The organism is Candidatus Gastranaerophilales bacterium (assembly GCA_028696075.1).
Taxonomy (GTDB): Bacteria; Cyanobacteriota; Vampirovibrionia; order Gastranaerophilales; family JAILCC01; genus JAQVHS01.
The window spans coordinates 63,242-84,975 of record JAQVHS010000001.1; the positions used below are offsets into that span (position 1 = coordinate 63,242).

Genomic DNA, 21,734 nt, shown 5'->3' on the forward strand with positions numbered 1-21,734 from the left:
ATGTCTATAACGTTATTTGTTTTACTGATGGTTATTCTATCAGCGCTTATATTTGAGTTTATTAACGGATTTCATGACAGCGCCAATGCTATTGCTACCATCGTTTCAACAAGGGTTTTATCTCCGCGTAATGCAATTATATTCGGCGCTTCGTTAGAATTTTTGGGAGCGTTTTTCGGAACTCACGTTGCAAAAACCATAAGCAGCGGTATTTTAACAGTCGAAGCTCCGCCTCAAACTCTCATTATCTGTGCATTGCTGGCAGCTATTATGTGGAACCTTATAACCTGGTATTTCGGTATCCCGTCAAGCTCTTCTCATGCTTTAATCGGCGGGTTAATAGGTGCGGGTATCGCTTTTAAAGGAATTAACGCTCTTCATATTACAGGTATTATCAAAAAAGTTATTATTCCTATGTTTACATCCCCTGTTTTAGGGTTTTTCATAGGATTTTTCTTTATGCTGCTGTTGGTATGGCTTGTTCACAAAAGAAATCCTGATAGAATTAACAAGTGGTTTAAAAAACTTCAGCTTATTTCCTCAGGATTAATGGCATTCAGCCATGGTTCAAATGATGCCCAAAAAACAATGGGTATTATTACCCTGGCACTATTCAGTTTTGGGTTTTTGAAGAGCGCGGAACATATTCCTGTCTGGGTAATTGTTATTTGTGCGTTTACAATGTCTGCAGGTGTTATGTCAGGCGGTTGGAAAATCATCAGAACAATGGGTTCTAAGGTTATTAAATTGAAGCCTATTCACGGTTTTGCCGCTGAAACGTCAGCTGCTATTATCATTTTAACCTGCAGTTCTTTAGGTATCCCTATCAGTACCACCCATGTTATTTCTACGGCTATTATGGGGGTTGGAAGTACTTTAAGACTATCCGCCGTTAAGTGGTCGTTGGTTAAAAATATACTTTCTGCCTGGGTTATGACCATTCCTATTTGTATGACTTTGGCATTTATTTTGTATTCACTTTTGAAAAACTTAGAATTTTTGAAAGGTTAATTCTCTATGATGGGCTACATTTGGGTATTTTTACTCGTTGTTTCAGTTGTAATAGCTTTCTTTAACGGCAAAATGCCGCTTGTAGTCCAGTCCGTTGCCGATAATGCAAAACTCGCTGTTGAAATATCAATCTCGCTTATTGGTGTTATGGCATTTTGGCTTGGGCTTATGAAGCTTGCCGAAAAGTCAGGGCTGATTACTTTTATCGCTAAAATCATTGAACCTGTTACAAATTTATTATTTCCTGAAATACCTAAAAAAGACGAAGCATTGGGATTAATTGCGATGAATGTTTCCGCTAACGCCCTTGGAGTTACCAATGCCGCCACTCCAATAGGTATCAAGGCAATGAAAGAAATGCAGAAGTTCAATACTGTTAAAAACACCGCCACGAACCCTATGTGTACTTTTCTAGCTATTAACACAGCAGGCTTTCAGCTTATTCCTGCTTCTATTATTGCAATTTTAGCGGCATCAGGCTCTGTTAATCCTACGGAAATTATCGCACCTACAATACTAATCACGGCATTGGGAACCGTTGTTGCCGTTATTGCAGTAAAGCTTTTGCAGCCGTTCTTTCCCGTAAAGGAGCAAACGCAGGATGATTAAAGAAATTTTAAGTACAATATCTCTTTATGCGCTGCCGGTGATAGTTATTGCTATTCCTTTATTTGCTATGTACAAAAAAGTTCCTGTATATGAAACTTTTATTGAAGGAGCAAAAGAGGGATTTTCTGTCGGGGTCTCGATTATTCCTTATCTGGTAGCTATTTTAGTTGCCGTAGGTATGTTTAGAGCTTCAGGCGGGATTGAGTTAATAGCAAGAGTCTTAGACCCTATTTTGACTAAAATTAACATGCCTGCAGAAGTCTTGCCGCTTGCTATTATCCGTCCGCTTTCAGGCAGCGGGGCTTTGGGCATTTTTTCCGAGATTGCAGCCCAAAACGGCGGAAACGCCTTTGTTACGAAAATGGCAGCTGTTATGGTTGGCTGCAGTGAAACCACTTTTTATGTATTAACGGTTTATTTTGGCAGCATCGGAATTGTGAAATTCAGGCATGCTGTTTTGGCGGGGTTAATAGCTGACGTTGCAGGTATTGCAATGGCTGTTGCTTTAAGTAATTTGATTTTTTAATTCCTATGTTTCTTCCCGAATAATTTTCGGAATGGTTACCCAGAAGGTTGAACCTTTGTTGAGTTTGGAGGTAAAACCTATGTCGCCTTCTATAATTTCTGCAAGCTTTTGTGTTAAAGCCAATCCTAATCCTGTTCCTTCCTGTGTCCTTGAGTAACCGGAATCTATCTGGACAAACTGTTTAAACACCTTGTGAAAGTGCTTTTTAGCTATACCTATTCCGTTATCTTCCACTTCAATTTTTAAGTTATTCTTTATAATTTTGGAACGTACTATTACTTTTCCTTTTGGGTTAGTGAATTTTATTGCATTATTGATTAAGTTGTACAAAATTTGCCTGAAAAATTGTGCATCACTGAATATTTTTGCATTAACAATACTTATTTTAAGCGTTATTTGTTTTTCCAAAGCCAGACTTTGCAGGCTGTCTACTGTCTCCTGAATTATTTCTTGTGAGTTAAAGGTCTCAAAGTTAGCTTCAATTATTCCGGCATTAATTTTTGAAAGTTCCAATACATCATTGATTAACCTTAATAAGTGGTTAGCGCTGTACGAAATATTTTTCAAATAATGTTTTTGTTTACCCGTAAGATTGTTACAATCCACGCTGCTTAATAAATCCGCAAATCCTATGATAGCATTTAACGGTGTACGGAATTCATGTGTCATATTGGCAAGAAATGTTGATTTTAATGTGTTGGTTTTTTTAAGTTTTTTATTAAGGTAGTTTTGCCTTATATTTATCCCGATTATGCTGCTTATATATTCAAGCGATTCTATATGATAGTGCTTCCATTGCCGTTCGTTTGTCAGTTCTTCGTTTAAAATTAAACCGTATATTTTCTTTTTAGTGCCTATAATCGGGGTTAGTATCAATGATTTTAAATCTTTTGCGCAGTATTTTTTTATTTCCTGATTACATCTGTCAAAGTTATTTATTACTATAGATTGTTTTTCTTTTTGAACAATATCATCCCATAATTCGTGCATCTTTATTATTTGAAATTCTTCTGACAACCTGGGAATTTTTTCGTGTTTAATATGTTCGCTGTGAATTTCAAATTGTTTCTTGTTAAAGTTAAAAATAGCAATGCTGCACCTATCTACATTCAGCAGTACTCCTATCTCTTTGCAAATATTATCCAAAGTTCCTTTTATGCTTAAATTTTCCCTCAAAGCATTAATTATCCATTTAACAATACGTTCTTTCTCTTTTTGCTCATAGGAATTATTTATAAAATTATTTAATTCAAGCTGATTAAAATTAATTTTAATCTTCTTATTTTTTAGTAAAGTTTCGTCAGACATATTTACCTTTTTTGGGGAGTATAAGGTTGTAAGTCGCTACCGATAACAGCTGTGATATAAAGGCGCATATAATTATGTGTTATATTAACACTTTTTTCTCTGGTTGTAAATATTGAATTTATATATTCGGCAGCAGCAATTTCAAAATATTTTCCAAATCACTATACCTGCCGGCTTTTAGAAGCATTATAAAATGATTATAAGCTGAGGGCGCTATTTTAACGGTGGTATCATAATCAATTACAAGCCCCTCTATAAATCTTGCGAATAATTCGGTTGGTTTTTTGTAATATCTTTTCATTTTTGCAATACGATTTTTAAGTTTTTTACATTTGCGGTAGACAGACAAGAGTTTAATATAGTTTTTAAAATTTTCGCCCAGTTCCGGAAAGTCTTCTTCCAATGTATTTATACTGTAAAATTCTGTTTTTCGAAAAATCGGTGTAACTATTTTTATGTGGTCGTATTTCAGGAAATATTTTGCTTTGGATTTTGTTTTCTTTAAATATGTTTCAAAGGCTTCAAATTTCTTTGATTTTTTAAAGTCCGGATATTGGCGTTTTATTTGATTTTCAAGCTCTTTTATCTCTTTTTCAAATTTACGCAAAGGCTCTTGAAATTTCAAAAACAGCGAGTTTTCATCAACGAAATGCGTCACTCTCAGAAGCTCCCTTGTTATTTGTGATACATCCTGAATATCAAATAAGAACTCAAGCGTTCCGCCTTTATTAAAATTATTTTTTTCAATTTCGCTGTGGATTTTGTGGGTATATTCATGCAATAAAATCTGTACGAGTTTTTCTTTGGGGATATTTTTTGATATTGCAATTTTACCCTTTGTATAAAATCCAAGATGCCCCCGTGCTTTTGTTTTAAGGCTTATTTCTATATTTTGTGATTTTAAATATTCCAGTACTTTTTCATGCAAAATACTTAATCCCCTTGTGTTTCTAAATTCATTATTGCATGATTATGAAAATATAGAGTAGAATCATCTTATGTATAAGTTCAAAGATAAAAATTTATATGCTGTTTTAGGTCTCCATCCTTCTGCCGATAAGAAAGAAATTAAATCGGCATACAGAACATTAGTTCGCAAATATCACCCTGACGTTAACAAGGGGAACAAGTCCAGCGAAAAAATGTTTATTGAAATCACCCAGGCTTATGACGTTTTAATTGATGAAGTTAAGCGCAAAAAATACGATTATGTAAGAGGGTATAACCAGCCTGAAGAAGCCCCCCCGCAGACTAAAACCGAAGCGCCTCCGCCGCAGTCCAACAAACAACAACAGCAGCAGGCTAAGCAGGCTTATTCAAAAACCCAACCCCCGCCCTCCAAACAAAAAAATGCTAAAGATAAGTCCAAACCTTTTGCCGATGTATTCTCCGAATTTATGGAGAGTGTTTTTGTTAAAGACGATAAACCTAAATCAGGCGCTGTTAACGGAACAGATATTACGGTAGATTTAACTATTACGGTAAACGAAGCCAAAAACGGAACAGTAAGGCGGATTAATGTTTTGCATACTCAATGCTGCCCCAACTGCACAGGCAAGAAATTTATAAATGAAGCTAAATGCAACAAGTGCGAGGGCGCAGGCGAAGTTTCTTCGCATAAAAAAATACTGGTAAAAATCCCGCCCGATATTAAAAACGGCGAAAAAGTCATGATAGCGGGCGAAGGAAATAGCGGGCAAAATGGCGGTGTTAACGGCAATCTTTATCTTAAAGTAAATATTGAAAAAAGTGATATGTTCAGATTTGACGGTTTGGATGTTCTTTCCGATATCCCTATAACAGCGTCAGAAGCTGCTCTTGGTACAAATATTTTAATCCCCTCCATTGACGGACATATAAATATGAGAATTCCGCCTGAAACCTCATCAGGACAAAAATTCAAACTCGCAGATGAGGGGATTTTTGATAAAGACGGCAAAAAAAGAGGCAATCACATTGTAACCGTGTATATAAAAACACCTAAAAACCTTTCTCCCGAAGAAAAAGAATTGTATAAAAAACTCTCTAAAGCAAGGGATTTTAACCCGAGAGAGGATTTAATCAATGAGTGATAACACTGCCGACTTGTCTGAAATTTTTTCTTCTATTCAGGGAGAAGGTCCTTATATCGGCGAAAAACAACTGTTTATAAGATTTGCAAAGTGTAATCTCAATTGCAGCTACTGCGATACGGATTATTACGCTAAAGACAAGTTTGCTATCCATAGCCCTGACGGAACTGAAAAATTGCTTGATAATCCCTGCGCTGCAGCCGATTTAATTGCAATCGTAAAAAACTTCTATCAGCATTACCACCATAGTATCAGCCTTACGGGCGGTGAACCGCTTATGGATTATGAATTTTTGAAGGATTTTTTACCTGCGCTTAAATCCGAAATTCCAACTAAAATCTATCTTGAAACAAACGGTATAATGTGGTTTGAGCTTGAACAAATTATTGACCTTGTCGATATAATTTCTATGGACATTAAGCTTAAAAGCGCTACGGGTCAGGAAAATACGTTTTTGGACAATATAAAGTTTATCAAAACTGCTGTTAAATACGAAAAAGAAATTTTTGTAAAAATAGTTGTTGATAATAATTACGATAAGGAAGAGATTTTAAAAGTTATTGATATTATAAGCCCTTATAATCTGCCGTTAATAATTCAGCCTGCAAATTATAAAGACCGCACAAAAATACTTGAAGGAAAGGCGCTGGAAGATATGTTTGCCTATACGGCGGACTTGTATCCTAATACAAGACTTATCCCGCAGGTGCATAAGTACATGAACTTGATGTAATTAACCATTTGAGATGTAGAATTATGTACTATGAAATTTTTTTATAGTACGATTTTGTGTAGTGAGGTAGAAATGAAAAATAAAAAAATCAGAAATATTGCAATAATAGCGCATGTTGACCATGGCAAAACAACTTTGGTTGATTGCATGCTTAAACAGAGCGGTGCATTCAGAGAAAATCAAAATGTTGAAGTAAGAATTTTAGACAGCAATGACTTGGAAAGAGAAAGAGGGATTACTATCCTTTCTAAAAACATTGCCGTCAACTACAAAGATGTAAAAATTAACGTTGTAGACACACCCGGACACGCAGATTTTGGCGGAGAAGTAGAGCGTGTTTTAGGTATGGTAGACGGTGCATTGCTAATTGTTGATGCGGCAGAAGGTCCTATGCCCCAAACCCGCTTTGTACTGTCAAAAGCGCTTGAGCTTGGTATTAAAATTATTGTTGTAATCAACAAGATAGATAAACAGGGAGCTGAACCTCATCGCGCATTGGATGAGGTTTTTGATTTATTTACAGAATTAACGGACAATCAGGATTTAATAGATTTTCCGTTTATTTTTGCGAGCAGCTTGCAAGGATTTGCTAAAAAAGAACTTGAAGATGAAGAAAAGGATATTACTCCGCTTTTGGATTGTATTTTAGAAAATATTGCAGCCCCGAAAGGCGATGAAAAAAAAGTATTGCAATTTCAGGCAACTACATTGGATTACAATGATTATGTAGGCAGAATTGTAATAGGCAGAGTAGTTAACGGGGTTATCAAATCTCAAGAACAAGTAGCTTTGGTTAAAACAGACGGCTCAATAGAACGGGGCAAAATCGTTAAACTATACGGCTTCAAAGACCTCGGAAGAGTTGAAATAGAATCGGCGGGAGCAGGTGATATTGTGGCTGTTGCAGGGTTTAGCGATATGCAGATAGGAGAAACGCTTTCTTCTGTAGCTAACCCTAAACCTTTGCCGTTGATTAAAGTTGATGAACCTACTTTGCAGATGAATTTTTCAGTTAATAACAGTCCTTTTGCAGGAACAGAAGGAACCTTCGTTACCAGCAGACAAATCAGAAAAAGACTTTATCATGAACTTGAAAAAAACGTCAGTCTACGTGTTGAAGATACAGACAGCACAGATATTTTCAGAGTTAGCGGCAGGGGTGAGTTGCATCTTGGAATTTTAATTGAAACAATGCGCCGTGAAGGGTATGAATTTCAGGTTTCCAAACCTCAAGTTATATTCAAAACCATTGATTCTGTCCACTGTGAACCGTTTGAAAATCTTATTATCAATGTACCTGAAGAGTATGCGGGTTCCTGCATAGAAAAACTCGCTAACAGAAAAGGCGAGATGAAAGACATGAGCGTTTCAGGCGGACGTACTCATATGCGTTTTATAATCCCTGCACGCGGTCTGATAGGATTTAGAAGTGATTTTATAAGGTTTACAAGAGGCGAAGGCATAATGTATCATACTTTTTACAAATATATGCCTTATGCAGGCGATATCGCAAAACTTCGCCCGGGGTCTATTATCAGCCATGAAGACGGGGAAGCTGTCCCTTATGCTTTGGCGCAGTTTGAGGACAGAGGGGTCTTTTTTATTACCCCTAAAACTAAGGTCTATCGTGGTATGATTATCGGTGAAGGTAATAAAATGCAGGATATTACGGTAAATATCTGCAAAACCAAAAAACTTACTAATATGAGAAGCGCTACGGCAGATGTTATGGTTACGCTGCAAGCCCCTAAGCTTATGAGCCTTGAAGATTCTCTCGAATACATTGCCGAAGATGAGCTGGTTGAAATCACACCTGAAAATATTCGTATCAGAAAAGCTGATTTAACAAGAACAAGATTTATCTAACCTTTGGAGCAGGCATGATAAACAATAGAACAACAGGAAATAATGGCGAAGATTTGGCAGTTGAATTTCTGCAACAGTCCGGTTTTAAAATCATTGAGCGAAACTGGCATTACGGTAAACTCGGCGAAATTGACATTATTGCTGTTGATAAAGATGTTTTGGTCTTTGTTGAAGTAAAGGCAAGAAGGTCTTTGGCTTGCGGTCATCCTCTTGAAGCTATCAGCTATAAAAAACTCGAACAAATTAAGATGACAGGACTTGCTTATTTATCCCAATGTTCTCAAAAATACAACTCTTACAGGTTTGATGCGATTAGTGTTATTTTAGGACATCAGCCGCAAATTGAACTTGTTAAAAATATTTTCGGGTAGATTTTGCTTAAAACTTTTTAGTTTTTTTAAAAAATAGGTATAATGATTTTATAATTAAAATATCAGGTGTCATTCATTGGGTTTTATAAGAAGAGAACTTCTAGAAAATATTAATACGGATATAGAAAAATTTTTCAAATTACTTGCGGGCAATTTGAGTGATTTTTTGCATTATTTTGCCACTTTACAATATAAAAATCTGAAAACATTTTACCGTGAAATTGATAATTATTCTTTCTTTGTAATAAAGGGTATAAACGGCTCCGGCAAAAGTGCCTTCAGGGAAATTATGACGAAATCTTTGGATAAGAATGTTCTTGTCTTTCGCTATAACTGCAACGATATTGTTGAATTGGATGATATCTTCTTTAACCTCTACAAGTATTTGATAACAACTCCTGTTGAAAAAGAGATGAAAACAAAAGGCAAAACTATATTCAAGCCCTCTTCCATTGATGAAAAGATTATGAATTTCCTGAAAAAAGATGCTACACCTTTTGTTTTAATTTTGGAAAATTTTGAGAAGCTTTATGATGAAGACGGAGCGATTGCGGCTAAAAACATTTTAAGTTTCCTGCAGTACCTTTCTTCAATGCAGAATATAAAAACCATTGTTTTTGCCAATACCTTTAATGAAGCTAAAGTTCCCTTGCAGGAAGATAGTGTTCTGCAGATAAAAATAGCCGGAATTGAAGAAGATAAAACCGGCGAGTTTTTCAGTTTTTATAATATTGAAATACCCCAATCCATGGTGTTGCCTATTCATGAAGCTACGGGCGGTTACCCGTTTTTGCTGAATTTCTTGGCAAATTCACAAAAAACCCTGGACCTGCCGCTTGCTGAAATAATGAAAGAATATAATTCCCAAACGGCTAATATTGAATCGTTTTTGGTTAAAAAACTTTATACCCATTTATCAGAAGACAGCAAAAGAATTATTTTTTATCTTGCTATGTTCAGACACCCTGTTACCGTTAACGTTCTGAAAACCATAGAGCATTTCAACCGTGCAGATGAGGCGGTTGCTCAGTTAAAAGATTTCATGCTCATAGAAGAAGAACGTGATTTTGAGACGAGAGATTTTGTTAAAGAAATTATAGTTGATTTTATGACTGACCGTGAGAAAATGGCGGTTCATTCTAAAATCGCCGATTTTTACGCCGAACAAATTCCTTTAAGACCGGAGGAAAGACTTCTGATTTTATCCAGGGCAACTATGTATTCAGAAAAATTTTATCATTATAACGCTTTTTCAAAGCTTGAAAAAAATTCTATGCTTTCAGGACAAATTGCCTCAATTAAATATAATGACGATGAAAAAGTAGACAGCGAAAAAATCAAATATATTGCTTCAAGCAAGTATTATAAACCTATTATTGATATGAAGCAGGATGTGGTTAACTCGATAGAAAAAGAAATTGTAGAAAACAAGCCTGAGGAAAAAGAATGTGAATGTGAAAATCAAGACACTACAACAGACGATGAAGAAATACTGTTAACACGTGAAGAAAGAGAGCTTCTAAAGGCAACAAGCGAGAAGTTTAAGCCTTTGAGCGAAGAAAACAAAGATAACTTGCTTGACGATATTTTAAGAAAAGCAACCCAAAAAGAATTGAAAAAAATTGATGAAGCAGACAACCCGCCCGGCAAAAAGGATGAGGATGATAATACAAGAGCTGTCATGCTTTATCAAAGCGGCCTAAAACTATACGAGCAGGATGAAGCCGCTAAAAGTACTGGTTATTTTAAATCCGCATTAAGCCTGATTAACGAGGAAGAAAACCCGCAAATAACAGATTCTATCAGAATGAGCCTTGCAAAAGCCCTAATTGAAACCTACAAATACCCTCAGGCATTAGAATGTTTGGATATCTTAAACAAAAAATTCGAGGAACTTGATGATTTGATGAAGCTGGATGTCCTTATCGAATTTGCTGTAGTTAATGAGCTTGAAAAAAATTATGACGCAGCTTTAAAATATTATGATAGCGCTCTTGAATTAGCCCAAGACTTTGATAATAAGGCTTATGTCGCCAGAATTAATTTTAATAAGGGGCTGATTTATGATGATTTGAATAACACAGAGTTTGCCAAACAGTATTATTTATCGTCCATAAAAAACTTTGAGGACGACGAACTTAACCCTGTTTTGGCATCCGCTTATTCTAACCTTGCGAACATTTTTGATGAGGAAAGCGACTATCAAAAAGCTGTTTTTTATTATAAAAAATCCTTCTTCCTGGATGAAAAAACCAATAACATCGAAGGTCAGGTCAAAAACTTGTCCTGCCTTGCCAATATTTTCTTTATGAAGCATGAAATTAAACTTGCGGTAAAAGTCTTTATCAAACAGGTTCAAACCGCGAAAAAATCAAACGATAATTATTTAATTGCTTCAAGCTATTTGGAGTTAGGCGATGCATTTTTCTACTCCAAAGACTTCAAAAATGCAATAAAAGCATACTTGCTGGCAAAAAAGAATATTGACGGTACGATTTCCACGGACAGTAAAAACAAAATTGAGCGCAGGTTCAAAAATATTGTCGATGAAATAGGCGAAGGCGCATACAACTTCTTATTGAAAGAACTAAAAAAACGATGACAAAAACATACTTAAAACAATTAAAAACAGGCGCATTGGGCTTTGGCATAACTTTAGATGATGATATGCTTTTAAAGTTTGAAGAATATAAAAACTTTTTAACCGAATATAACACGCATACCAACCTTATTTCTAATACTGATTTAGATGAAATTTTTGTCAAACACTTTTTAGATTGCCTATCCTTTGGTGTTTTCAAGGACAAAGCAAACTTTGACAAAATTATAGATATAGGTGCAGGTGGAGGCTTTCCCTCAGCGGTAATGGCTATAGCACTCCCTTGTAGTAATGTCACTGCTGTTGACTCCATAGCAAAAAAAACAAAATTTCTTGAATTATTAGCAGCACATTTAGGTCTGAAAAATCTTGAAGTGGTCAATGCAAGAGCAGAAGAACTTGGCGCCGATAAAAAATATCGTGAAAAATTTTCTCTGTCAACAACTAGAGCTGTAGCAAGACTCTCTGTTATCAGTGAATATTGTATCCCGTTTGTAGAAAAAGGCGGACATTTTCTGGCATTCAAAGCCCTCAGCGCTCAAGAAGAAATAAGCGAGGCTAAAACAGCCGTTCATACACTGGGTGCAAGTTATAAAGAAACTTTTTCTTATGAGTTAAAAAAAGAAGAATCTTATTCAAGAAATTTACTTCTTTTTGAAAAAATAAAAACCACGCCGGCTCTTTACCCACGCCAAATTGGTATACCTAAAAAAAGCCCGATTTTGTAAAGTCTATAAATCATGTTAGTATAGTCTTGAAAAAAGGAACCCCAAAAATATAAATGAGCAAAAGGTTGTACAACAAAATATTCATCAAACGTCAGCAATATAAAGCATTTACGTTAGCTGAAGTACTTATAACTTTGATGGTTATAGGCATTTTGGCAGTGGTTACTATACCGTCTATTTTGCAAAGTTGGGAAGAGCAAGCTACTGTGGCTCAAGTGAGAAAATTATATTCTAGTTTAAGCCAAGCTTTTATATTGGCAGAAATACAAGATGGTACCGTCAAAGATTGGGGTTGGGGCGCCTTTGCTACTGCTGCTCAAAATCCTTTGAGCATATTTTTGAAGCATATGAAAGTCGATAAAATATGCAACCTGACTAAAGGCTGCTTTCCGGATTTAGTGTATAAGGGAGTAGGCACATCTCCAGCACTTAATTACAATACAAGTGGTTCTTGGGCAAGGGCTCGGCTTGCCGATCAAACTTCTTTGGGCATGATTAGCTATTCTACTGCCTGCAATTTTACAAGAGGTTCATATCAAGATGTTTGTGGTGCGATTTTAGTCGATATAAATGGTGATAAAAGTCCTAATCAACTCGGGGCTGATGCATTCACTTTTTTAATAACGACTAAAGGAATAAGACCCTATGAAGGTTATAATTGTACTATTCATATAATTTCTAGCGAAAACGGTTTTGGCTGCAGCTCTTTGCTTCTCAAAAACGGAAATATGGATTATTTGAGAAAATAATTTTCTATCTCAAAAAGTCCGATTTTGTAATATTTAAAAAAGCTTTATAATATAGTTATGAAGAAAGAAATTACTATTAAAGACAGGTTAAAGCTTTTACCAACCCTTCCCGGGGTTTATCTGATGTACGATTGTACGAACACAATTATTTACGTCGGCAAAGCCAAGAGCCTTAAAAACAGGGTTAAAAGCTATTTTAACAAGACATTGGACACTCCCAAACTTAGAGTTATGGTGCCACAAATTATAAGGTTTGAATTTGTAATCACAGATTCAGAGATTGAAGCATTGATTCTGGAATCTCATTTGATTAAAAAACATAAGCCCAAATACAACATTCTGCTTAAAGATGACAAAAAATTCCCCTGGTTTTTTATTACACAAGAAGATTATCCGAGAATTTTAATAACCAGAAGAAACAGAGATGAGCAAAAACGCAAAGGGAAATACTTTGGTCCCTATACAAATTCAAGAGCCATGTACTCTACACTTGAACATATAAAAAAGTTGTTCCCCTTAAAACAATGTTCCACACCAAGATTCAAAGACCGTCCATGTATTTATTATCAAATGGGCAGATGTCTGGCACCCTGCCAAAAACTTGTTGAACCTTCAGAATACAAGAAAATCGTTGCACAAGTAGAATTATTTCTTTCAGGCAGACAGGGCGAACTTGTTGAAGAGCTCAAGAAGCAAATGGAATTATACGCTCAACATCAGCAATATGAAAAGGCTGCAAAATTTCGTGACAGCTATTTTGATATAAAGCTCGCTATTGAAAAACAAAAAGTGGTTGATGAAAATTTAACAAGTTTCCAGGATGTTATAGGTATAGTACAAGATGATATTCGATTCGTTATTTCTCTTTTAGAAATAAGAACCGGGCGTTTGCTGAATAAAAAGAATTTTGAAATTTTAAAAAATGAAACAGATTCTATTCAAGAAGCCGTTTTGGCTTTTCTGAAAAATTACTACCTTATGCAAGAAGGTGAGGAAATTCCCAAAGAAGTACTGCTTCCTTTGGAAATCGAAACAAGTGAAAGAACGTTAATTGAAAGTTGGCTTGCCCAAAAACGAAACAGAAGCTGCCATTTAATAGAACCTAAAACAGGAAAAAAACATGATTTGATAGAACTTGCCAATAAAAATGCCTCTTCATATCTTGAAGAATTAAAAATTAACGACCTCATGCAGTTGCAATCAGATTGGAACGAAGTTGGCAGTTATATCAAAGAAAAACTTAATCTGCCAAAGTTTCCTCATATTGTTGAATGCTTTGATATTTCTCATACTCAAGGCTCAAACACTGTTGCCAGCATGGTGATTTTTCAAGACGGAAAACCTTTAAAATCCGCCTATAAAAAATACAAAATACATTCAACAGAAGGAATGCCGGATGATTTCCAATCAATGAAAGAGGTTATTAGAAGACGCTATTCAAGGCTCATAAAGTATAACCTGCCTTTGCCCGATTTAATCATAGTTGATGGCGGCAAAGGTCAATTATCGAGCGCTGTTGAGGTTTTAGAGGAGTTAAATGCGGGAAACCAGCCTATCGTATCTCTGGCAAAACAGCTTGAAGAAATATTCCTGCCATATCAAAGCAACCCTGTGATAATTCCGTTTACTTCACCTGCATTGTTTTTTTTCCAAAGAATAAGAGATGAAGCGCACAGATTTGCTATTTCTTTCCACAGAAAACTGCGTGAAACCCAAGCTCTGACCTCCATTCTTGATGGTGTAAAATATCTTGGCGAAAAAAGGAAAAAGGCTCTGTATGAAGCCTTTAAAGATATTAAGGGTATAGTAAAAGCAAAGCGCAAAGATTTGGAAAAAATAGTGGGGAAAACTTGTGCAAAAGCGCTATACAATAAAATCAGGCAATCTAAATAGTCTAAAGCGCCTAACCTCCGCGGGCAAAGGAGTAATTAAGCGTTAAGATTTTTTTGCTTTCATTGTAACAATTATGCAAACTATTGCTGCTAAAACTATTATAATATTATCCAACAGTTGTCCAGACTGCATTTTATCAATAAATAAAAATACTTTATCCAAAGCCTTTTATATCCTATTAGCCATGTTCTATAAGTAATAACTAATTGGTAATATACCATTAAAATCATTTATATGCAAACCTCGCAAAATGATAAATATACAAAAAAAGAAATTTTATTAAGGACTGTAGGGAAAATAATCAAAGAAAAGCGAAAACAAAAGGGAAAGGGAATTCTTCTTTTAGCTTATGAGTATGATATCCCGAGTAGTTCTCTTGATAAAGTTGAAAAAGGCTTAAGGGATCCTCAACTGACGACTCTTTGGCGGATTGCCAATGCTCTTGATATGACTTTTGGCGAATTTATCGCTACTTTGGAACAAAAACTGCCAAAAGATTTTCAGTTGATTGAAGAAAAATAAAAAACGCTGCATATAGCAGCGTTAAAATGAATTGTTATGTGATTTACTGTTGAGTTTTCCCCCACTCAACAATTCTTTATTATGCGGGTAATTTGCTCAAATATTCACTTGCTGTTGCTTTTACCGCATTGTTGGCATCGTGTTTTGCACTGATGTCATATAAGATTCTTAGTACTTCTTTGTCTTCAGGTTTGCCAAGATAGTTAAGAGCGCTTAGACAAGCTTCTCTTACCGTTGGGTTTGGATTGTCTTTTAAGTTATCAACAATACCTTCTTTTATATAAGGCAGGTCATTAACCGAGATACTTGGCAAGTTGTTTTTTGCCATTTCTTTGTTGATTTCTTCCCTGAAATTCTTTTGAAGAATTGCTAATGTATATACGCCGAATTGTTTGTTGATTTCAGCTTTTTCCAACGGTGAAAGCGCTTGATTTTGGGCATCGCCGGCAGGTCCTTGAAGTTTTGATGTATCGGCGTTAATTATTTTACTCAAACCTTCAAATACTTGTTCATTAAGTAATGACTTTGAGCCGATTGGGTCAGCTTGTGCCACCTCCGCTATTTTTTGGATTGCTGCGGTTTGGGCATCTTGGTCTGATGATGCCAAAGCTGCAATCAAACCGTTCACATCAAGATTTGTACTTGGGATTGCTTCTTGTACGGGAGCAACAGGTGCTACGGGCGCTATAGGTTCTGCTGCCGCAACAGGTGTTACGGGAGCTATAGGTTCTGCTGCCGCAACCGATGATGGAGCAGGAGTTTCTGCCACAAGAGTCGGTGCAGGAACGACCGGCACAGGAATTGCAGGAGCTACGGGAGCTGTAGGAACAGCGGATACAGGTGCAGGTTGAACAGGCACGATTGGCGGAGCGTATGCTGCAGGCGCAGGAATTGGTTGTCCTGCTGCAGGATGATATACAGGTGCATACGGAATATTGTATGGTGATAATTGCTGGGCTTGCGCCTGACCTTGTCCGCCGTATGCTTGCGGATTGTTAATATCGATTTTTACCGCATTTACCTGGGGCAGGGCATAAGGGTTTGTGTAATACTGCTGGGGAGCCGCTTGTTGTCCGTATGGATTAGGATAATGGGGCTGCAATTGTGGGGGATACTGTTGTAAATTTGGAATTGTTGACATAACTTACCTCATATATAATTCATTTGCTACTTACATGTGATGAAATTTGATACTCATATAACAATGCTCCATAAAAAAGATTGCTAGTATAAGAGAAAAATTTTTAACAAATTTTAAACCCCTTGTCTTACAGGGCTTTTCAGACTTCAATATCTTAACAATTCTTAATAAGGGCATATTTTCACCTTCTGAGCAATCCGTTTTCATAGGTTAAAGGCGGTCTTTCAAACGTTAAAAATACAATATCATTTGTTTTGGCATGCTCTGTTTGGTTGCCGTATTCATCAACAATAGCACTTATTTTAGTAAAAAATTGTTCCCTAGGGGATATAAATTCATATTCCTCATGCATAGATATATTATTTTTAATTAATGTTTTTAGCCCTTTATCTGTTTTATCCAAAATTTGCGCGCAAAACGTATTCCCTACATCTGACGGCTCTTTTTGATATGTGTAGTTGCCTTTTTGGTTTTTATCAAGAAAAAACCCTGTTGTATAGCCTCTATGGCGAACTTTTAACACTTCATTTATGTAGTATTTGTTGTCAATAAATCCGTTTTTAATATAATCGTTTATCGCATTTTTATAAGTTTTCGCGATGCAGGAAACGTAATATGTACTTTTTGTACGTCCTTCCACTTTGAAAGAATCAACCCCCGCATCAATAAGCGCAGGAATGTATTCAATAAGACACAAATCTTTAGGACTCAGGATAGTTGTCCATTTATCATTTTCTTCTATTTCGTAGTACTCTCCGGGGCGTGTTTCTTCAAGCAGTTTATAATTCCAGCGGCATGGTTGTGCGCAGTTGCCGTGATTAGCCTTTCTTTCATCTGCTGTCATATAATCACTTAATAAACAGCGTCCTGAAAATGACATACATTGTGCGCCGTGAACAAAAGTTTCAAGTTCTATATCAGGCACGTTTTTTCTTATTTTTTTTATCTGCTCCAAAGATAATTCTCTGGCAAGAATAATTCTTTTTGCACCGTTGTCACGCCAAAATTTTACCGCTTCGGTATTAAGCGTATTTGTTTGCGTACTTACATGCAAAGGGATATCAGGCAGATATTTTTTCAAAGTGCGCAAAACCCCAAAATCAGAAAAAATTATTGCATCAGGGGCAGCTTCTTTTATCATTTCCATTTTTTCTTCAAGGTTTTTTATATCCTCATCAAATGCAAAAATATTAGCTGTCATATAGGCTTTTGCTCCTAGTGCACGGGCTTTTTCCACAGCAGATTTAATATTAAACCGGTTAATAATCTCACCAGATTTCATGCTGCGAAGCGAAAAATCCACCATCCCGAAATATACCGCATCAGCACCGTATTTTATTGCATATTCCAGTTTTTCAAGATTGCCTGCAGGCATCAAAAGTTCAGTCATTTTTGCCCTCTGACATTCTTTTTCTGCGCTTCATTAAATCCACAAATGCTTCCAGCCTTGTTACATAACCTGCCCGTCCGGTCTGCTCATCCATAATCAAGGGCAAGATGGGGATTTTGCACTCTTCTCTCATTGTAGGAAATATATTTTGCGACATAATTTCAGGCATGCAGGTAAACGGCGAAATATGTATAATCCCGTCAGTTCCTTTGCTGTCGGCGTTAATAATATCGCTTATAGATTCTATTGCATCTCCGCCTATATCCCTTGTTAAATAGGGTCGTGCAAGCCTTACCGCCCTTTGAAGGTGGGTTTCGCCTTTTAAAAATATTTTAGGAATAATAGCGTCTTTCAGCCAGCTGCTTATGGTTAAGCTGCGTCTTACCTGTACCCCCAATCTGCCGAGTTCACGTTCTATATTTTGGTTGGCAAAAGGGTCTAACACCATAAAAATTTCGCCTGTTAAATCAACATGCAATATTTCTCTGTTTACATCAAGCGGAATTAATCTAAGTTCTTTTATCCCTTCTTTTTGAGCGAGTTTTAAATCCCTGCTTGTGTAGGCTTCAAAAATCTTCTTAATTATTTTTTTGTGAATTTTCTCCGCGCCGCCTGTGTTTATCTCTCTTGCACGGTAGTATGAAACTATATTTTCCAGTTTATCAAGCACAAATACTTTTTTAATACCTAAAATAAGCGCTTTTATTATTCTGACAGGATTACGAACCCCTGTCATTTTTATTATGCACTTGTACATTTCTTTGAATTTACCCTTATACAGGTCAATATCATAGTATTCTGCGACTAAATTCAAGTTCTCAAGCGCACTTTTCACTGTTCTACCGTATTCGCCAAGCCTGCATATCCCCGGGGAGCTAAGCATTATTACAAGGTCCGCGCCTTTTTCTATCGCTTCTATAAAATTGCCCAATACAAGTTTATACGGCAGACAAATTGCTTCAGGGCTGTATTTTGTCCCTAAAGATAATGTTTTTTTGCTTGAGTACGGCGGAATTATCGCTGTTCCGCCTAAAGAGTTTATTATAGAACCCCAAACTACGTATATTGTACCCATATGGGGGAATGATACTTTTGGTTTTTTATTATTTTTCATATCTTCGCTGGTTGTGTAATTCGTTTGCTATAATATTTTACTACTTCAAGCCCGCTACACAAGTCAGAAGAATTGTTTTTTCGATTTTTGCAGTAAGAACCCTGCCGGATGTAAATTTCATTGTTTTCTTGAGCGAAGATATTTCAAAACCTTTGTCAGGTCTTCATCAGGGGGAATTTCAAACGATAACTCCTTATTATCTTTGGGATTTATAAATTTCAACGAATATGATTGCAAAACTTGCCCTGTTGTTTTTACTTTTACGCTGCTGCCGCCATATAATTTATCACCGTAAAGCGGATATTTAAGGTAAGAAAAGTGTACCCTGATTTGGTGTGTTCGTCCTGTTCTTAGCGCTGCTTCCACAAACGTATAATCACCAAAGCGCTCCAGTACTTTATACATGGTAATTGCGTTTTTCCCTTTTTCATCCACCGCCATTTTGCATTTTTCGCTGCGATGCCTGTCTATAGGCAAGTCTATTGTGCCTTCATCTTCTTTTAAATTGCCATGAACTATTGTTAAATACTTTCGGACAGCTGTTTTCTCTTTAATTTGCCCTGAAAGATGCCCATGCGCAAAATCATTTTTTGCTACCATTAATAAACCCGAGGTATCTTTGTCCAGCCTGTGTACAATTCCGGGTCTTAAAATACCGTTTATACCGGAGAGATTTTCGCGGCAATGATACAAAAGCCCGTTTACAAGGGTGTTTTCACTCTCCATGCCTGTCGGATGGGTAAGCATTCCAAACGGTTTATTAACAACAAGCAAATCGTCATTTTCATAAATTATATCCAGGTTCAGGTCTTGCGCTTTGAGGTTCAACTCTTTTGCTTCGGGCATACGGATTGTTATAATATCGCCAAGTTTGAGTTTATAAGAATTTTTGGAACTTTGGGAATTAACGGTTATGCTTGAGCTGTCTTTTATAAGAGTTTGTATTCTGCTGCGTGAAAACTCGGGCAAAATTTCTGACAGATAAATATCAAGACGTTTTGATACATCTTCTAACTCTACTTCTTGTTTTATGAAAAATTCTCCGGTCATTTTTTATATGTAAATAACTGCACAATTAAAATAATAGCACCTATATTAATAAAAATATCAGCAAGATTAAAAACAGGAAAGTTTATAAACTCCAGCCTTAAAAAGTCAATTACATAAGAATACACTAATCTGTCAATAAGGTTGCCCGCCGCTCCGCCGAGTATAAACCCCAAGGCTATATAATAAGCGGGTTTAAGATTTTTCATGGCAAAAATATACCATATAATGAAGCCTGATACCGCAGCCGAAACAACGCTCAAAAGCAAGGTTTGATTTTGAAAAATACTGAAGCCCGCCCCGGTATTATAGGTTAAATTCACACCGATTAAATTGTTTATAAGGCTGTAATGCACATTAAAAGCCAAATTTTGGTTAACAAAAAATTTAACCAGCTGGTCTGATATTATACAAATCGCAGCTATTGAGAAAAAAATGATGATATTTTTGATTTTGTTATCAGCCATATTTTGTACCGTTATTTTTTGATTTCGTCTTGTTTAGCAGGACAAAATACATCTACTTTTTCCATTAAAATAAGAAGTCCGCCCAGTTTTATTTTCGTCTGCTTGGAAGAAGCCTCTTCAACAAGCTGCGTCAACCCTACAGATGCTATCACCATTTCATTTTGCCCTTTTTTATTGGCTTTCATAACCCGCTCTAAAACAGAGTTATTTAAAGGAACTTGTCTGAATATTTCCTTACCCGTTTTTAAGTCAGGAGTTATAGGCTCGTTATTTATGGATGCTAATGCCGCTGTGTTGCTTGGAATATCTATAATAAGAGAAGCCGTGTAATCGCTGTCCGACGCAACTTTTAGCGGCGCTGTAATATCAGCGCAGATTTTTTTTGCCGCCCCGTACGCCAGCCCTGATTTTTCAATCAGCACATCTTCGTAATATACTGCCCAGGAAGCGTTTATCTTTTTTAAATATATTACTTCTTTTATATAAACATTCAAATGCCCTTGTTCTGTAATAATTTCAGAGTTTTGCTTAGTCTTGCCTGTTATTTTTTCTGTTAAAACAACCGCCGCATAGTTGTTGTTCACTATTATGTCATCAATTTTAATCTCGAATTTTAAATCATTGTAAGCATCATAGGTTTTCTTTATGACTACAAGCAGTTCTTCCTTATTAAATCCGTCATCATTGGCATAATCTTCGCTGTAGAGTTTGCTGAGCGCTTTTTGATTTTTCGCATTTGAATATGTTTCTATTTCATTAATGACTTTTGTTATTTCCTGCTTTCTAACATCATTTATGCTAAATGTTAAATCTTCCTGCGCAAACGAAACTTGTGCAAAACTGATTGCACATAAGGTTAAAATTAAAGTTAAAAATCTCTTCATGTAATTCCTATTCTAATATAACTAAAAGGGATATTGCTTATTATAAAACTGTTTTTTGAGAATAGCAACCAACAAACATTAACGGCAAAAAAAATCGGTTTTTTAAAAAACCGATTATCCTCTGATTTTAAGTTGCTTAATCAAATCTCTGTACTTTTCCAGATTTTCTTTCTTTAAGTAAGCAAGAAGTCTTTTTCTTTTACCTACCATCATTAACAAGCCTCTTCTGCCTTGAAAGTCTTTTTTATGTTCTTTAAGGTGTTCGGTAAGCTCGGTAACATTAGTTGTTAAAAGCGCTATTTGTACTTCAACAGAACCTGTATTTTTAGCAGATTTGCCGAATTTTTTTATTACTTCCGCTTTTTTAGTTGCATCTAATGACATGCTGTGTCCTCTTTTTCTTTTTCACTTGCTTTTTATATTCTTATTACAAAAGAACTTTTTTTGCAAGCGGATTATGTCAGGCAAAAAAACAAAGTCCTGTTAATAGATGAAAAGGTGAAGAGCTTAAGAGTTGAACATCGCCCAAGCCTCGTTATTCTGAATCCGACACCGGTTAAACACACATGTTCTAAAATCGTACAACAATCAACCTGCGTCGGCGGCGCAAAAAAAGGGCTGACGCAGTGTCAGCCTGAATTGGATTGTGTCTGGGTAAGAGTCGAATATATGCTGTTATCATATTTACAAGATTAGGCTAAATT

Annotated in this window: 22 protein-coding genes; 13 read left to right on the plus strand and 9 right to left on the minus strand. The window is 36.1% G+C overall.

Translation table 11 applies throughout. The features are described from left to right. The 3 genes from PHX18_00335 to PHX18_00345 are packed head-to-tail and all read left to right on the plus strand — an operon-like array spanning position 1 to position 2,146. Positions 1-1,011, plus strand: a complete 1,011-nt coding sequence (locus PHX18_00335; protein MDD3593055.1) for an inorganic phosphate transporter — start codon at positions 1-3, stop codon at positions 1,009-1,011. A 6-nt stretch (positions 1,012-1,017) separates the two neighbouring features. Then, positions 1,018-1,620 carry a nucleoside recognition domain-containing protein gene (locus PHX18_00340; protein ID MDD3593056.1) on the plus strand — a complete coding sequence of 201 codons (603 nt, stop codon included), beginning with the start codon at positions 1,018-1,020 and terminating at the stop codon, positions 1,618-1,620. Beyond that, complete coding sequence (locus tag PHX18_00345) at positions 1,613-2,146, plus strand: spore maturation protein (GenBank protein ID MDD3593057.1); 534 nt, start codon at positions 1,613-1,615, stop codon at positions 2,144-2,146. The genes PHX18_00340 and PHX18_00345 overlap by 8 nt, the downstream gene beginning before the upstream one ends. Before the next feature lie 3 nt (positions 2,147-2,149). On the opposite strand, the gene PHX18_00350 is transcribed toward PHX18_00345, so the two are convergent. Both PHX18_00350 and PHX18_00355 read right to left on the minus strand, forming a co-directional pair. Continuing rightward, positions 2,150-3,454 carry an ATP-binding protein gene (locus PHX18_00350; GenBank protein ID MDD3593058.1) on the minus strand — a complete coding sequence of 435 codons (1,305 nt, stop codon included), beginning with the start codon at positions 3,452-3,454 and terminating at the stop codon, positions 2,150-2,152. Between the two features lie 118 nt (positions 3,455-3,572). Beyond that, entirely contained in the window at positions 3,573-4,382 is an 810-nt protein-coding gene (locus PHX18_00355) for a hypothetical protein (protein MDD3593059.1), read from the minus strand. A 70-nt stretch (positions 4,383-4,452) separates the two neighbouring features. On the opposite strand from PHX18_00355, the gene PHX18_00360 reads away from it, so the two are divergent. The 9 genes from PHX18_00360 (at position 4,453) to PHX18_00400 (ending at position 14,987) form a co-directional block, all read left to right on the plus strand. Then, positions 4,453-5,526: a DnaJ C-terminal domain-containing protein gene (locus PHX18_00360; protein MDD3593060.1), complete on the plus strand. Its 1,074-nt coding sequence runs from the start codon at positions 4,453-4,455 to the stop codon at positions 5,524-5,526. Further along, a complete protein-coding gene (locus PHX18_00365; protein MDD3593061.1) occupies positions 5,519-6,259 on the plus strand; it encodes a 7-carboxy-7-deazaguanine synthase QueE in 741 nt (246 codons plus the stop codon). Before PHX18_00360 ends, PHX18_00365 begins: the two co-directional genes overlap by 8 nt. 72 nt (positions 6,260-6,331) lie before the next feature. Beyond that, positions 6,332-8,125 carry a translational GTPase TypA gene (gene typA, locus PHX18_00370; GenBank protein ID MDD3593062.1) on the plus strand — a complete coding sequence of 598 codons (1,794 nt, stop codon included), beginning with the start codon at positions 6,332-6,334 and terminating at the stop codon, positions 8,123-8,125. Between the two features lie 14 nt (positions 8,126-8,139). Beyond that, positions 8,140-8,496 (plus strand): YraN family protein, encoded by a 357-nt coding sequence (locus PHX18_00375; GenBank protein ID MDD3593063.1) that lies wholly within the window; start codon positions 8,140-8,142, stop codon positions 8,494-8,496. A 76-nt stretch (positions 8,497-8,572) separates the two neighbouring features. After that, positions 8,573-11,098 carry a tetratricopeptide repeat protein gene (locus PHX18_00380; protein ID MDD3593064.1) on the plus strand — a complete coding sequence of 842 codons (2,526 nt, stop codon included), beginning with the start codon at positions 8,573-8,575 and terminating at the stop codon, positions 11,096-11,098. Then, positions 11,095-11,823: a 16S rRNA (guanine(527)-N(7))-methyltransferase RsmG gene (gene rsmG, locus PHX18_00385; GenBank protein ID MDD3593065.1), complete on the plus strand. Its 729-nt coding sequence runs from the start codon at positions 11,095-11,097 to the stop codon at positions 11,821-11,823. Before PHX18_00380 ends, rsmG begins: the two co-directional genes overlap by 4 nt. Before the next feature lie 53 nt (positions 11,824-11,876). Continuing rightward, positions 11,877-12,572 (plus strand): prepilin-type N-terminal cleavage/methylation domain-containing protein, encoded by a 696-nt coding sequence (locus PHX18_00390; GenBank protein MDD3593066.1) that lies wholly within the window; start codon positions 11,877-11,879, stop codon positions 12,570-12,572. A 57-nt stretch (positions 12,573-12,629) separates the two neighbouring features. Continuing rightward, positions 12,630-14,465, plus strand: coding sequence for an excinuclease ABC subunit UvrC (uvrC, locus tag PHX18_00395; GenBank protein MDD3593067.1), 1,836 nt, complete (start codon positions 12,630-12,632; stop codon positions 14,463-14,465). 234 nt (positions 14,466-14,699) lie between these two features. After that, the gene (locus PHX18_00400) at positions 14,700-14,987 is read left to right on the plus strand and encodes a helix-turn-helix transcriptional regulator (GenBank protein ID MDD3593068.1); all 288 of its coding nucleotides are present in this window, start codon (positions 14,700-14,702) and stop codon (positions 14,985-14,987) included. A 79-nt stretch (positions 14,988-15,066) separates the two neighbouring features. Here the strand turns inward: PHX18_00400 and PHX18_00405 are convergent, their stop codons facing one another. From PHX18_00405 to rpsO, 7 genes are all read right to left on the minus strand, one after another. Continuing rightward, a complete protein-coding gene (locus tag PHX18_00405; protein ID MDD3593069.1) occupies positions 15,067-16,128 on the minus strand; it encodes a hypothetical protein in 1,062 nt (353 codons plus the stop codon). 181 nt (positions 16,129-16,309) lie between these two features. Further along, positions 16,310-17,518, minus strand: a complete 1,209-nt coding sequence (locus PHX18_00410; GenBank protein ID MDD3593070.1) for a U32 family peptidase — start codon at positions 17,516-17,518, stop codon at positions 16,310-16,312. Beyond that, the gene (locus PHX18_00415; GenBank protein ID MDD3593071.1) at positions 17,511-18,632 is read right to left on the minus strand and encodes an acyl-CoA dehydratase activase-related protein; all 1,122 of its coding nucleotides are present in this window, start codon (positions 18,630-18,632) and stop codon (positions 17,511-17,513) included. Before PHX18_00415 ends, PHX18_00410 begins: the two co-directional genes overlap by 8 nt. A gap of 117 nt (positions 18,633-18,749) precedes the next feature. After that, a complete protein-coding gene (locus PHX18_00420; GenBank protein ID MDD3593072.1) occupies positions 18,750-19,682 on the minus strand; it encodes an RluA family pseudouridine synthase in 933 nt (310 codons plus the stop codon). After that, entirely contained in the window at positions 19,679-20,146 is a 468-nt protein-coding gene (gene lspA, locus PHX18_00425; protein ID MDD3593073.1) for a signal peptidase II, read from the minus strand. The genes PHX18_00420 and lspA overlap by 4 nt, the downstream gene beginning before the upstream one ends. Before the next feature lie 11 nt (positions 20,147-20,157). Beyond that, a complete protein-coding gene (locus tag PHX18_00430; GenBank protein MDD3593074.1) occupies positions 20,158-21,030 on the minus strand; it encodes a hypothetical protein in 873 nt (290 codons plus the stop codon). Positions 21,031-21,144: 114 nt separating this feature from the next. Continuing rightward, positions 21,145-21,414 carry a 30S ribosomal protein S15 gene (gene rpsO, locus PHX18_00435; protein ID MDD3593075.1) on the minus strand — a complete coding sequence of 90 codons (270 nt, stop codon included), beginning with the start codon at positions 21,412-21,414 and terminating at the stop codon, positions 21,145-21,147. A 3-nt stretch (positions 21,415-21,417) separates the two neighbouring features. Between rpsO and PHX18_00440 the strand changes: the two genes are divergently transcribed. Next, positions 21,418-21,726, plus strand: a complete 309-nt coding sequence (locus PHX18_00440; GenBank protein MDD3593076.1) for a hypothetical protein — start codon at positions 21,418-21,420, stop codon at positions 21,724-21,726. The last annotated feature ends 8 nt before the right edge of the window (positions 21,727-21,734 follow it).

Coding starts and splice junctions, on each gene's coding strand:
- typA (MDD3593062.1), top strand. CDS start 6,332: ATGAAAAATAAAAAAATCAGAAATATTGCAATAATAGCGCATGTTGAC.
- PHX18_00405 (MDD3593069.1), bottom strand. CDS start 16,128: ATGTCAACAATTCCAAATTTACAACAGTATCCCCCACAATTGCAGCCC.
- rpsO (MDD3593075.1), bottom strand. CDS start 21,414: ATGTCATTAGATGCAACTAAAAAAGCGGAAGTAATAAAAAAATTCGGC.
- PHX18_00345 (MDD3593057.1), top strand. CDS start 1,613: ATGATTAAAGAAATTTTAAGTACAATATCTCTTTATGCGCTGCCGGTG.
- PHX18_00390 (MDD3593066.1), top strand. CDS start 11,877: ATGAGCAAAAGGTTGTACAACAAAATATTCATCAAACGTCAGCAATAT.
- uvrC (MDD3593067.1), top strand. CDS start 12,630: ATGAAGAAAGAAATTACTATTAAAGACAGGTTAAAGCTTTTACCAACC.
- PHX18_00375 (MDD3593063.1), top strand. CDS start 8,140: ATGATAAACAATAGAACAACAGGAAATAATGGCGAAGATTTGGCAGTT.
- PHX18_00430 (MDD3593074.1), bottom strand. CDS start 21,030: ATGAAGAGATTTTTAACTTTAATTTTAACCTTATGTGCAATCAGTTTT.
- PHX18_00360 (MDD3593060.1), top strand. CDS start 4,453: ATGTATAAGTTCAAAGATAAAAATTTATATGCTGTTTTAGGTCTCCAT.
- PHX18_00400 (MDD3593068.1), top strand. CDS start 14,700: ATGCAAACCTCGCAAAATGATAAATATACAAAAAAAGAAATTTTATTA.
- lspA (MDD3593073.1), bottom strand. CDS start 20,146: ATGGCTGATAACAAAATCAAAAATATCATCATTTTTTTCTCAATAGCT.
- PHX18_00365 (MDD3593061.1), top strand. CDS start 5,519: ATGAGTGATAACACTGCCGACTTGTCTGAAATTTTTTCTTCTATTCAG.
- PHX18_00410 (MDD3593070.1), bottom strand. CDS start 17,518: ATGACTGAACTTTTGATGCCTGCAGGCAATCTTGAAAAACTGGAATAT.
- PHX18_00415 (MDD3593071.1), bottom strand. CDS start 18,632: ATGAAAAATAATAAAAAACCAAAAGTATCATTCCCCCATATGGGTACA.
- PHX18_00350 (MDD3593058.1), bottom strand. CDS start 3,454: ATGTCTGACGAAACTTTACTAAAAAATAAGAAGATTAAAATTAATTTT.
- rsmG (MDD3593065.1), top strand. CDS start 11,095: ATGACAAAAACATACTTAAAACAATTAAAAACAGGCGCATTGGGCTTT.
- PHX18_00420 (MDD3593072.1), bottom strand. CDS start 19,682: ATGACCGGAGAATTTTTCATAAAACAAGAAGTAGAGTTAGAAGATGTA.
- PHX18_00335 (MDD3593055.1), top strand. CDS start 1: ATGTCTATAACGTTATTTGTTTTACTGATGGTTATTCTATCAGCGCTT.
- PHX18_00340 (MDD3593056.1), top strand. CDS start 1,018: ATGATGGGCTACATTTGGGTATTTTTACTCGTTGTTTCAGTTGTAATA.